This window comes from Streptomyces sp. UW30 (genome assembly GCF_008042075.1).
Lineage (GTDB): Bacteria > Actinomycetota > Actinomycetes > Streptomycetales > Streptomycetaceae > Streptomyces.
Map to the genome: position 1 here is coordinate 321,055 of NZ_RDBN01000021.1, position 11,570 is coordinate 332,624.

Sequence of the window (11,570 nt, forward strand, 5' to 3'; positions counted from 1 at the left end):
GCCGTTTCCGGAGGACTTTGGACTACTCGGTCAGTGCTTTGCGGAGGCGATCCTCGTTCTCGAACTCCCCCAAGCTTTCGAGCAGGGGGGACCCCCAGACGGGCTGAAGGATGCGTCGGCCGGCGCCGAGAGGTGAAGCCCCCGCGGGTGGGTGGGGGCTTGGAGCGGCGGGACCTTGTTCTTGAAGGCCGGGCGGGCACTGGAGAGTGGCTGTTGGGGGTGCCGGATGGGGTGGGCTCGTCCTAGCGGCGTCGGCGGTGCAGGGCGATTGCTGCTGCTGTGCCGCCTGCTACCGCGCCTACGCCTGCCGCTGCCGGGATGCCTACCTTCGCTGCCTTTCGGCCGGTGCGGTAGTCGCGTAGGCGCCAGTCCAGTCGGCGGGCGTGTTTGCGGAGTTTGGTGTCGGGGTTGATGGCGTAGGGGTGGCCGACCAGGGAGAGCATCGGGATGTCGTTGTGCGAGTCGCTGTAGGCCGCGCAGCGGGAGAGGTCCAGGCCTTCCGCCGAGGCCAGGGCTCGGACCGCCTCCGCCTTTGCCGGGCCGTGGAGGGGCTCGCCGACCAGCTTGCCCGTGTAGACGCCGTCCACCGACTCGGCGACCGTGCCCAGCGCGCCGGTCAGGCCCAGGCGGCGGGCGATCACCTGGGCGATCTCGACCGGGGCCGCCGTGACCAGCCAGACCCTCTGGCCCGCGTCCAGGTGCGCCTGGGCGAGGGCCCGCGTGCCCGGCCAGATCCGCTCGGCCATGTACTCGTCGTAGATCTCCTCGCCGATCGACATCAGCTCCGAGACCCGGTGGCCCTTGACGATCGACAGCGCCGAGTCGCGCGCGTCCTGCATGTGTTCCGGATCCTCGACACCGGCCAGCCGGAACCACGCCTGCTGCCAGGCGAACCTGGCGAGGTCGCGTGTCTCGAAGAACTTCCGTTTGTACAGGCCCCGACCGAAGTGGAACAGCGCGGCACCTTGCATCACGGTGTTGTCCAGGTCGAAGAAGGCCGCGGCCTTCTCGTCGCCGAGCACCGGGAAGTCCGGCTCGGCCTCCGAGACCTCCGTCGCCTCCTGCGAGGACTTGCGCGCTGCCTCCGCCGAGGCCTCGCCAGCCAACACGCTCCGCGCCGTGGCGGAGCGCCTACGGGGAGTGAGCCATCCAAGAGCGGCCATGACCGTGAGCATAGCCAGTTTGTTCGGTGCTACCGGAGTCGAGAGGTTTGAAGGTTGTGAACTCTCCGCGACCGCGCAGTTAAACAGTGTGGTCGGGCGACGGCCGGTGATCCGCGCGCCGGCGCGCGAGAATGGCTGACATGAGCCCCCTCTTTCGTCGCGCCACGGCCAAGCCTCCGCAGGACCGGCTCGTGACTCTCATCAGCAAGCCCGACTGTCATCTGTGTGATGACGCACAGATCGTCGTGCAGCGGGTCTGTGCGGAGCTGGGGGTTCGGTGGGAGGTGAAGGACATCAACCAGGACCCCCAACTCCACGACCAGTACTGGGAACAGATCCCCGTCGTGCTCGTCGACGGCGCCCAGCACACCTTCTGGCGCGTGAACGAGGATCGCCTCCGCAAAGCACTGACCGAGTAGTCCAAAGTCCTCCGGAAACGGCTTAGGATCGATGGCGACTTGGTCTCGGGGGCGGGCATCGTTGAGGAGTGTGTGCGGTTTTGCCCCCAAGAGTTGAGGAACGGTGGTGCGTATGCGCCGGTTCCACACCAGTGCGCCGGGCGTGCGTGAGCCCGGTCACGTTCGGCGGGCAAATCGGACACCATCTTTGTGCACGCGTTCACAAAGACATAGCCTGCATTCGACGGGGCGGTCATGTAGGGACGTGTGACCGCCTACAGCCCCGCTCTACCCGCAGGAGCACCGTGGCAACTGGCCGAACTCACCGACCGGCGACCCGTAGCCGAGGGATTCCCGAGGCCACCGTCGCCCGGCTTCCGCTGTACCTCCGAGCCCTGACGGCACTGTCCGAGCGCTCGGTACCCACGGTCTCCTCCGAGGAGCTCGCGGCCGCCGCGGGGGTCAACTCCGCCAAGCTGCGCAAGGACTTCTCGTACCTCGGGTCGTACGGGACGAGGGGTGTCGGCTACGACGTCGAGTATCTCGTCTACCAGATCTCCCGCGAGCTCGGGCTGACCCAGGACTGGCCGGTTGTCATCGTCGGTATCGGTAACCTCGGCGCCGCCCTGGCCAACTACGGCGGGTTCGCCTCCCGTGGTTTCCGCGTGGCCGCGCTCATCGACGCCGACCCGGCCATGGCCGGCAAGCCCGTCGCGGGGATTCCCGTGCAGCACAGCGACGACCTCGAAAAGATCATCGAGGACAACGGTGTGTCCATCGGTGTCATCGCGACGCCCGCCGGCGCCGCCCAGCCGGTCTGCGACCGGCTCGTGGCCGCCGGTGTCACGTCCATCCTGAACTTCGCGCCGACCGTGCTGACCGTCCCGGACGGCGTCGACGTGCGCAAGGTGGATCTGTCGATCGAGCTGCAGATCCTCGCCTTCCACGAGCAGCGCAAGGCGGGCGAAGAGGCCCACACCGACGGCGCCGGACCGGCCGCCGTCACCCGCGACTCCGATGAATCCGCCGATCAGGGGCCCGACGGGGACGTACCCGCCGTGATGCCGGCATGAGTCTCCTCGTCGTGGGGCTGAGCCACCGCAGCGCCCCGGTCAGCGTTCTGGAGCGGGCCGCGCTGAGCATGGACGCCCAGATCAAGCTGCTGCAGGACACGGTCGCAGCCGAGCCGGCCACCGAGGCCGCGGTGCTCGCCACCTGCAACCGCATCGAGCTGTACGCCGACGTGGACAAGTTCCACGCCGGGGTCGCCGAGCTGTCCACGCTGCTCACCCAGCACAGCGGGGTGGGGCTCGACGAGCTCACGCCCTATCTGTACGTCCACTACGAGGACCGGGCCGTCCACCATCTGTTCTCGGTGGCCTGCGGGCTCGACTCCATGGTCGTCGGTGAGGGGCAGATCCTCGGCCAGATCAAGGACTCCCTCGCCAAGGCGCAGGAGCTGCACAGCGCCGGGCGGCTGCTGAACGACCTGTTCCAGCAGGCCCTGCGCGTCGGCAAGCGCGCCCACTCCGAGACCGGCATCGACCGCGCCGGACAGTCCCTGGTCACCTTCGGCCTGGAGCAGCTGGCCGAGGGCACGGACGTCACGGCGTGGGCCCGAGGCAAGAAGGCCCTGGTCATCGGCGCCGGTTCGATGTCCTCCCTGGCCGCGGCCACGCTCGCGCGGGCCGGGGTCGCCGAGATCGTGATCGCCAACCGCACCCACGACAGGGCCGAGCGCCTCGCCGAGATCCTGAACACGGCCGACGACACGGACGTGCTGGCCCGCGCGGTACCGATGGATTCGGTGCCGGTCGAGCTGACACGTGCCGACGTCGCCGTCTCCTGCACCGGCGCGACCGGCCTCGTCCTCACGGCCGAGGAGATCGCCGCCGCGGTCGAGGGCCGTACCGGTCGGCCGGTCGCCTTCGACGAGGAGGGCGGCAGCGGTCGTACGGCCGACAAGGCGCCCGCCCCCCGGACGAACGCCGACTCCGCCGACGTACGGCAGACCCCGTTGCCGCCCACGAGCGTCGGCACCGACGAGAACTGTCCGCTGGACCTCGCCGCCGTGCAGGGAGGTTTCTCTGTGCACGGGGAGGCCGCCGTCGCCGGTATGGACGCGGCCACCCTGGAGCAGCACGCGGCGTGGGCCGCGGGCAGTGCCGTCGACCGCCGCGAGGCGGCCCGGCGCAGCCCCGAGGCCGACGCCGAGCTGATCACCGCGCTCGCCGCGACGGTGGCCACGGTCGGCCGGATCCCCGAGCGCCGCAAGCCCGAGCCCGTCGTCGAGGTGCCGCGTCCCGCGCCGGTCCTGTCGCTGCTCGACCTCGCCATGCCGCGCGACATCGACGCCGCCGCGCACCGGCTGGCCGGGGTGCGGCTGGTGGACATCGAGTCGCTGGCGGAAGCTTCCGCCACCGGGTCCGATCAGCACACTTCGTCCGCGGCTCCGATGGCGGCCGACGTCGACCAGGTCCGCCATATCGTCTCCGACGAGGTCGCGGCCTTCGGCGCGGCGCTGCGGGCCGCGCACATCACGCCCACCGTCGTCGCGCTGCGCACGATGGCCGCCGATGTCGTGGCGAACGAGATCGCCCGTCTGGAGGGCCGTCTGCCGGCCCTCGACGACAAGCACCGCAGTGAGATCACGCAGACCGTGCGGCGCGTGGTCGACAAGCTGCTGCACGCCCCGACCGTCCGGGTCAAGCAGCTCGCGGCCGAGCCCGGCGGCGCCGGGTACGCGGACGCCCTGCGGACCCTGTTCGACCTCGATCAGGAGACGGTGGCCTCCGTCTCCCGCGCCGAGGACAGCACCGAGAAGAACCGAGGCCCACGATGACTCAGCAGGCACTACGGCTCGGCACCAGGCGCAGCAGGCTCGCCATGGCCCAGTCCGGGCAGGTCGCGGACGCCGTGCGCCAGGTGACCGGACGGCCCGTCGAGCTGGTCGAGATCACCACGTACGGCGATGTCTCACGCGAGGCCCTCGCGCAGATCGGCGGCACCGGCGTGTTCGTCACCGCCCTGCGCGACGCCCTGCTCAAAGGCGAGGTGGACTTCGCCGTGCACTCGCTGAAGGACCTGCCGACCGCGCAGCCCGAGGAGCTGGCCCTGGCGGCCGTCCCCGAGCGCGAGGACCCGCGCGACGTGATCGTCGCGCGCGACGCCCTCAAGTTCACCGACCTGCCGCGCGGGGCGCGCATCGGTACGGGTTCGCCGCGCCGGATGGCGCAGCTGAACGCGTACGCGCGCAGCCATGGGCTGGACATCGAGACCGTCGCGATCCGCGGGAACGTGGATACCCGGATCGGGTACGTGCGCGACGGTGAGCTGGATGCGGTGGTGCTTGCTGCGGCCGGGCTGCAGCGCATCGGCCGTATCGACGAGGTGACCGACTTCCTGTCGGTCGACACGGTTTTGCCCGCCCCCGGCCAGGGGGCACTGGCGATCGAGTGCACCGCGGACAACGCGGACCTCGTCGCCGCGCTCGGGGAACTCGACGACCCGTTCACGCGGGTCGCCGTGACCGCCGAGCGCTCACTGCTCGCCGCCCTGGAGGCCGGCTGCTCCGCCCCTGTGGGCGCGCTGGCCGACCTTTTGGCCGACGGGCAGATTGTCAAGGAAATGCGCCTGCGGGGAGTTGTCGGCACGACCGACGGCACTCGCATGGTGCAGCTGTCCACCACCGGTCCCGTGCCCGAGACGCATGACCAAGCGCTTGCGCTCGGTCGCGAACTCGCTGACGAGATGCTTGCCCAGGGCGCGGCCGGTCTGATGGGGGAGCGAGCACAGTGAGCCCCACCACTCTTCCCGCCGGCCTTGAACACGGGCACGTCACCTTCCTCGGTGCCGGACCCGGGGATCCGGGGCTACTGACTCTGCGCGCCGTCGAGGCGCTGGCGAACGCCGATGTACTGGTCGCCGAGCACGAAGTGCTCGACGTGGTACGCCGCCACGCCAGACCGGGCGTAGCCGAAGTGCACACGGACACGGGTCCCGATGCGGACGCCGTCCCGGGCACAGGCACGCCTCAACTAGCGGTTGTTGACGGCGCGTCAACGACCGCTGGGCTACCCGCGGTGCGGGATGCCGCACATCTTGTCATGGAGGCCGCACGCGGCGGCAGGCGGGTCGTACGTGCGGTGTCCGGGGATCCCGGGCTGGACACGTACGCCACCGAGGAGATGCTCGCGTGCGCCGCGGCGGGCGTGCCGTTCGAGGTCGTGCCGGGTGTCGCCGCGGCCGTGGGCGTGCCCGCGTATGCCGGCGTGCCGCTGCGCGACGCGCAGGGCGCGGACGTCCGGTTCGTGGACGCGCGCACCGCGTCCGACCGGTGCTGGACCGAGGTCGGGGCGTCGGACGGGACGGTCGTCGTCTCCACGACGCTCGACGGCGTCGGTGCGGCTGCCGGTGAGCTGGTGTCGGCGGGGCGCAAGCCCGATACGCCGATGACGGTGACCGTCGCCGGTACCACCACCCGGCAGCGGACCTGGACCGCGACCCTCGGGACCGTCGCCCAGACGCTGAAGCAGGCCAAGGTGCTGCCGTCGCCCGAGGGGGGGCGGCCGGTGATAGCCGTGGTCGGTGAGCGTTCCGCCGCAGCACAGCGCGACCAGTTGTCGTGGTTCGAGTCCAAGCCGTTGTTCGGCTGGCGGGTGCTCGTTCCGCGGACGAAGGAGCAGGCGGCTTCGCTCTCCGACCAGTTGAGGTCGTACGGGGCCGTGCCGCACGAGGTGCCGACGATCGCCGTCGAGCCGCCGCGGACGCCTCAGCAGATGGAGCGGGCCGTCAAGGGGCTCGTGACGGGCCGTTATGAGTGGATCGCGTTCACCTCGGTGAATGCCGTCAAGGCCGTGCGGGAGAAGTTCGAGGAGTACGGGCTCGATGCCCGGGCGTTTGCCGGGATCAAGGTCGCCGCGGTGGGGGAGCAGACCGCGAACGCGCTGATCGCGTTTGGCGTGAAGCCGGATCTGGTGCCCAGCGGGGAGCAGTCGGCTGCGGGGCTGCTGGAGGACTGGCCGCCGTACGACCCGGTGTTCGACCCCATTGACCGGGTGTTCCTGCCTCGGGCCGATATCGCCACGGAGACGCTGGTCGCCGGGCTCATCGAGCTGGGCTGGGAGGTCGATGACGTCACGGCCTATCGGACCGTGCGGGCCTCGCCGCCGCCGGCGGAGACCCGGGAGGCGATCAAGGGGGGTGGCTTCGATGCCGTTCTCTTCACGTCGTCCTCCACCGTGCGCAATCTGGTGGGGATCGCCGGGAAGCCGCACAACGTGACCGTGATCGCCTGTATCGGGCCTGCCACTGCGAAGACTGCTGAGGAGCATGGGCTTCGGGTGGATGTGATGGCTCCGGAGCCGTCTGTGCACAAGTTGGCCGAGGCGTTGGCGGACTTCGGGCTGCGGCGGCGGGCTGCTGCCGTGGATGCCGGGGATCCGGTCACTCGGCCCAGTGAGCGGCGGCCGGGGGCTCGGCGGCGGCGGTCCACGACGTAGGTGTGGGTGACAGGGGGTGGGGGTGCGCGCAGGGTGTTTCGCCCCCGCCGCCGGGGCGGCGGGGGCGAAACACCCTGCGCGCACCCCCACCCCCTGTCACCCACACCTACGTCGTGGACCGCCGCCGCCGAGCCCCCGGCCGCCGCTCACTGGGCCGAGTGACCGGATCCCCGGCATCCACGGCAGCAGCCCGCCCCTACCCTCAGTCGCTGCCGACCGTGTGGCCGAAGCTGAGCAGGTTGGCCGGGTCGTAGGTCGATTTGTCCTTGCGTAGGCGGTCCAGGGTTTCCGGGGTCCAGGCTCGGGCTCGGTCCTCGGTGTTGCCCGGGGTGCCGTGCAGGTTGATCATCGTGTGGCCTGTGCCGTACGGGGACATCGCTTCGTGCAGCGACGTCGTCGCCCGTTCTATGGCTTCCGCTGCCGGTGGGGTGGCCAGGACTCCCACCGCTTCCAGGATGTAGCTCGCGTCTCGGGCGCAGATCGCGTCCTCCTGGCGGGCGGGGCGGGCCAGGGCGCCGCCCAGGTGGCGGAGCTCCACCATGAGGATCGGGTAGTCGGGGACCTCGGGGCCTGCCTGGGACAGGAATGTGCGCAGGGCCTCGGGCGTGAGGTCGCGCAGCAGGGTGCAGGACTCCCGGGCGGGGAGGGGGTCCTGCGGTTCCATGTGGATGCGGTCCAGGGCCGTGTACGGCATCTCCTCCACCGTGTCCACCGTCACCGGCGCCGCCGCGCGGATCGGGGCCAGTAGGCGTTCTCCTTCCGCCGGGTCCGCGGGCCAGGCGATGGCGACACGGGCCCAGAAGCCGCCGCGCAGCGGTTCGGGGATCTCCGGGATGGGGGGCAGCCGCAGCAGGGTGAAGGCGCTGCACATCTCGTCGGGCAGGGTTCGTGTCCAGTCGGTCCAGGTGCGCAGCACGGCCTCGGCGTGTTCGCCGGGGTAGTAGACGCCGCCGCCCAGGATCGTGGTGAGCGGGAGCAGGTCGCAGGTCATCGACGTGACCACGCCTACGTTGCCCTTGCCGCCGCGCAGTGCCCAGAACAGTTCCGGCTCGTGGTCGGGGTCGGACTCGCGCAGGGTGCCGTCGGGTGTGGCCACCTGGAAGGAGCGGACCAGGTCGGAGGCGTAGCCGTAGGTCCGGCCGAGGACGGGGAGTCCGCCGCCCAGCGTGTAGCCGACCGCGCCGGCGTCCGTGGACGTGCCGGCGAGCGCGGCCAGGCCGTGGGGTGCGGCCGCCTCCAGGACGTCCCGCCACTTGGCTCCGGCCGCGACCGTCGCGAGGCGCTTCGTCGGGTCGACGCGTACGTCCGTCATGCGGGCCGTGTTGATCAGCAGGCCGTGGGAGATCGGGAAGTTCGCTCCGTGGCCCGTCGCCTGGACCGCGACCGGCGTACCGGTGGCCGTCGCCCAGCGCAGGGCCGTGACGATGTCGTCGGCGCTCGTCGCGCCCACGACCACCTCGGGAGTGTGCAGTGCGGCTAGGTTGAAGCCGGTGACCTCGTCGGCGTAGCCGTCGTCGCCGGGGCGCAGCACCGGGCCGTGGATCTCGGAGAGGGCGAACAGGTCGGGCGTGTTGCGGTGGGTCGCGGTCATCGCGTCCTCCGTGGCGCGTGTACGGAGGGGCCTTGCGGGCGGGGGCTCGGGGCCCTTGGGGCGGCCGTTAGGGGCTTGTCTTCAGGATGGACCCGGGGCCGTGCGGGGCGCATGCCGGGCCGTCGTCGGCGCCTCGGCGTCCCGACGGCTCGTCGGCAAAGGTGCTGCCGGGGCGGGCGTAGCGTAGGTGGCATGACGACGTACGGATCCTTCCCCGGCACGCGGCCGCGGCGTCTGCGGACCACTCCCGCCATGCGGCGCATGGTCGCCGAGACCCGGCTGCACCCCGCCGACTTCATCCTCCCGGCCTTCGTGCGCGAGGGCGTCAGCGAGCCGGTGCCGATCGCCACCATGCCGGGCGTCGTCCAGCACACGCGGGACAGCCTGAAGAAGGCGGCGCTGGAGGCCGTGGAGGCCGGTGTCTCCGGGATCATGCTCTTCGGCGTGCCGGAGGAGGACAAGAAGGACGCCCTCGGGACGCCGGGCACGGATCCGGACGGGATCTTGCAGGTCGCCCTCCGTGACGTACGGGCCGAGGTCGGCGACGACCTGCTCGTCATGTCCGACCTGTGCCTCGACGAGACCACCGATCACGGGCACTGCGGTGTGCTGGACGCCGAAGGGCGTGTCGACAACGACGCCACCCTGGAGCGCTACGCCGAGATGGCGCAGGTGCAGGCCGACGCCGGAGCCCATGTCGTGGGGCCCAGCGGGATGATGGACGGGCAGATCGGGGTCGTCCGTGACGCGCTCGACCAGATCGGACGCGAGGACGTCGCGATCCTCGCCTACACCGCCAAGTACGCCTCCGCCTTCTACGGGCCCTTCCGTGAGGCCGTCGCCTCCTCCCTGAAGGGCGACCGGAAGACCTATCAGCAGGATCCGGCGAACGCCCGGGAGGCGCTGCGCGAGCTCGCGCTCGACCTGGAGGAGGGCGCCGACATGGTGATGGTCAAGCCGGCCGGGCCCTACCTCGACATCCTGGCGCGGGTCGCCGACGCGGTGGACGTGCCGGTGGCGGCCTATCAGATCTCCGGTGAGTACTCGATGGTCGAGGCCGCCGCCGAGAAGGGGTGGATCGACCGCGACCGGGCGATCTTCGAGGCGCTGACCGGCATCAAGCGGGCTGGTGCGCGCAACATCCTCACCTACTGGGCGACGGAGGCCGCGCAGAAGCTCGGCCGCACCTGATCCGGTGCCGCACCTGATCCGGTAGCGGGCCGACGCGGGTCGCGTCAGCGTCCGTCCGTCGCCGGTGGCGTCGTGGGCGCCGGCTCCGAGGGGCTGGTCGGGGTCGACGGGCCCTCGTCGCGCAGGCCCTGGCCGTCCTCGCACGCGGTGAGCGTGAGCGCGGCGACCGCCACCAGCGTGGCGGCGAGCAGCCGGGCGCGGGAGCGAGGGGGGTGTGCGGACGCGGACATGGTGCGGCCCTCTCCATAGGTGGGGTTGGGGTCGGACCCCAGCCTGCGTGATCATCCGTCCCGTCCGCCACCGTCGGCGGTGAATTCGGGACGCCCGAGCGGCGGGACGGCCGTTGACCTGCGGGGACGGCAGGTCCCGACGGCTCGGCGCGGGACGCGGGAAGCCGTGCGAACCGGTGGGCGGGCCCTGTGTACGGGACGGTGGGGTCCGTATCCCGGAAAGTCGCTTGTAGAGGGCACACAGTTCTCTAGGCTGCCCGGCACGAGCCGTCGCTCTCGTCGCCGCAGCCCAAGGAGCCGTGTCATGACCGTCATCGAGCCCGCGCCCCGACCCGCCCCGGCCGCCCTGCCGCCGCTCGCGGCGCGGACCGGCGCCGTCGGCGGATCGCCCGTGCGGGACATCCTCGCCGTCACCGCCCGGCCCGAGGTCATCAACTTCGCGGGCGGGCTGCCGGCGCCGGAGCTGTTCGACCGGGACGGCATCGCGGCCGCCTTCCGGGACGTCCTCGCCGAGACCCCGGCGCAGGCCCTTCAGTACTCCACGACGGAGGGCGAGCCGAGTCTGCGCACCGGGCTCGCCGCCCGCGTGTCGGCGCGCGGACTCGCGACCGACGCCGACGACCTGCTCATCACCACCGGCTCCCAGCAGGGCCTGACGCTCCTGGCCACCGCGCTGCTGGACCCCGGTGACACGGTCCTGGTCGAAGACCCCTGCTACCTGGCGGCACTTCAGGCGTTCGGCCTCGCGGGCGCCCGGGTCGTGGCCGTGCCCGGCGACGCGGACGGCGTGGATCCGCGGGCGCTGGAGGAACTGGTGGCGCGGGAGCGGCCGAAGCTCTTCTACACCGTGCCCACCTTCCAGAACCCGACCGGCCGGACCCTGCCCGCCGAGCGCAGGGCGGCCGTCGCGCAGGCCGCCGCCCGGCGCGGGGTGTGGATCGTCGAGGACGACCCGTACGGCGAGCTGCGGTACGAGGGCGAGCGCGTGCCCTGGATCGCCTCGTACCCGGGCGCCGAGGACCGGACCGTGCTGCTCGGCTCCTTCTCCAAGGTGATGGCCCCCGGCCTCCGGCTGGGCTGGCTGCGCGCCCCGGCCGCCCTGCGGCGGGCCTGCGCGGTCGCCAAGCAGGCCGCCGACCTGCACACCCCGACGGTCAACCAGCTCGCTGCCGCCCGCTACCTCGGCGCCCTAGACACGCACGTGGCCCGCGTCAGGGACGTCTACCGCGAACGCCGCGACGCCATGCTCGCGGGCCTGCCCGGGGCCCTCCCGGAGGGCTCGGCCTGGAACCGTCCCGAGGGCGGCATGTTCCTGTGGGCCCGCCTGCCTCAGTCGTACGACACGACGGCCCTGCTGCCGCAGGTCGTGCGGTACGACGTGGCCTACGTTCCCGGCGCGCCCTTCTACGCCGGTGAGCCCGACCGGTCGACGCTGCGGCTGTGCTTCGTGACGCAGACGCCGCGGGAGATCGGGGAGGGGCTGCGGCGGCTGGGGG

At 71.7% G+C, this 11,570-nt stretch carries 10 protein-coding genes; 7 read left to right on the top strand and 3 right to left on the bottom strand.

The genetic code is table 11. The features are described from left to right. Positions 1 to 242 precede the first annotated feature (242 nt). Positions 243 to 1,163, bottom strand: coding sequence for an HAD family hydrolase (locus EAO75_RS11775; RefSeq protein ID WP_147994987.1), 921 nt, complete (start codon positions 1,161 to 1,163; stop codon positions 243 to 245). A gap of 131 nt (positions 1,164 to 1,294) precedes the next feature. Between EAO75_RS11775 and EAO75_RS11780 the strand changes: the two genes are divergently transcribed. The 5 genes from EAO75_RS11780 to EAO75_RS11800 all read left to right on the top strand — a co-directional run bounded on the left by EAO75_RS11780 (position 1,295) and on the right by EAO75_RS11800 (position 7,062). Then, on the top strand, positions 1,295 to 1,582 hold the full coding sequence (locus EAO75_RS11780; RefSeq protein WP_147994988.1) for a glutaredoxin family protein: 288 nt from the start codon (positions 1,295 to 1,297) through the stop codon (positions 1,580 to 1,582). A gap of 284 nt (positions 1,583 to 1,866) precedes the next feature. Then, a complete protein-coding gene (locus tag EAO75_RS11785; protein WP_147994989.1) occupies positions 1,867 to 2,634 on the top strand; it encodes a redox-sensing transcriptional repressor Rex in 768 nt (255 codons plus the stop codon). Further along, on the top strand, positions 2,631 to 4,403 hold the full coding sequence (locus EAO75_RS11790) for a glutamyl-tRNA reductase (RefSeq protein WP_147994990.1): 1,773 nt from the start codon (positions 2,631 to 2,633) through the stop codon (positions 4,401 to 4,403). Before EAO75_RS11785 ends, EAO75_RS11790 begins: the two co-directional genes overlap by 4 nt. Continuing rightward, a complete protein-coding gene (gene hemC, locus EAO75_RS11795) occupies positions 4,400 to 5,359 on the top strand; it encodes a hydroxymethylbilane synthase (RefSeq protein WP_147994991.1) in 960 nt (319 codons plus the stop codon). The genes EAO75_RS11790 and hemC overlap by 4 nt, the downstream gene beginning before the upstream one ends. Next, positions 5,356 to 7,062 carry a uroporphyrinogen-III synthase gene (locus tag EAO75_RS11800; protein WP_147994992.1) on the top strand — a complete coding sequence of 569 codons (1,707 nt, stop codon included), beginning with the start codon at positions 5,356 to 5,358 and terminating at the stop codon, positions 7,060 to 7,062. Before hemC ends, EAO75_RS11800 begins: the two co-directional genes overlap by 4 nt. A 202-nt stretch (positions 7,063 to 7,264) precedes the next feature. Here the strand turns inward: EAO75_RS11800 and EAO75_RS11805 are convergent, their stop codons facing one another. After that, positions 7,265 to 8,653 carry an FAD-binding oxidoreductase gene (locus EAO75_RS11805; protein ID WP_147994993.1) on the bottom strand — a complete coding sequence of 463 codons (1,389 nt, stop codon included), beginning with the start codon at positions 8,651 to 8,653 and terminating at the stop codon, positions 7,265 to 7,267. Between the two features lie 192 nt (positions 8,654 to 8,845). On the opposite strand from EAO75_RS11805, the gene hemB reads away from it, so the two are divergent. Beyond that, complete coding sequence (gene hemB / locus EAO75_RS11810; protein WP_147994994.1) at positions 8,846 to 9,844, top strand: porphobilinogen synthase; 999 nt, start codon at positions 8,846 to 8,848, stop codon at positions 9,842 to 9,844. Positions 9,845 to 9,888: 44 nt separating this feature from the next. On the opposite strand, the gene EAO75_RS11815 is transcribed toward hemB, so the two are convergent. Further along, positions 9,889 to 10,074 carry a hypothetical protein gene (locus EAO75_RS11815; RefSeq protein WP_147994995.1) on the bottom strand — a complete coding sequence of 62 codons (186 nt, stop codon included), beginning with the start codon at positions 10,072 to 10,074 and terminating at the stop codon, positions 9,889 to 9,891. Positions 10,075 to 10,378: 304 nt separating this feature from the next. Between EAO75_RS11815 and EAO75_RS11820 the strand changes: the two genes are divergently transcribed. Beyond that, positions 10,379 to 11,570 (top strand): PLP-dependent aminotransferase family protein (locus EAO75_RS11820; RefSeq protein ID WP_147995258.1); only part of this gene is annotated, 1,192 nt, incomplete at its 3' end.

Bases quoted from the DNA above. Each gene is read 5' to 3' on its own strand.
- EAO75_RS11780 (WP_147994988.1), top strand. From the start codon at position 1,295: ATGGCTGACATGAGCCCCCTCTTTCGTCGCGCCACGGCCAAGCCTCCG.
- hemC (WP_147994991.1), top strand. From the start codon at position 4,400: ATGACTCAGCAGGCACTACGGCTCGGCACCAGGCGCAGCAGGCTCGCC.
- EAO75_RS11790 (WP_147994990.1), top strand. From the start codon at position 2,631: ATGAGTCTCCTCGTCGTGGGGCTGAGCCACCGCAGCGCCCCGGTCAGC.
- EAO75_RS11815 (WP_147994995.1), bottom strand. From the start codon at position 10,074: ATGTCCGCGTCCGCACACCCCCCTCGCTCCCGCGCCCGGCTGCTCGCC.
- EAO75_RS11775 (WP_147994987.1), bottom strand. From the start codon at position 1,163: ATGGCCGCTCTTGGATGGCTCACTCCCCGTAGGCGCTCCGCCACGGCG.
- EAO75_RS11805 (WP_147994993.1), bottom strand. From the start codon at position 8,653: ATGACCGCGACCCACCGCAACACGCCCGACCTGTTCGCCCTCTCCGAG.
- hemB (WP_147994994.1), top strand. From the start codon at position 8,846: ATGACGACGTACGGATCCTTCCCCGGCACGCGGCCGCGGCGTCTGCGG.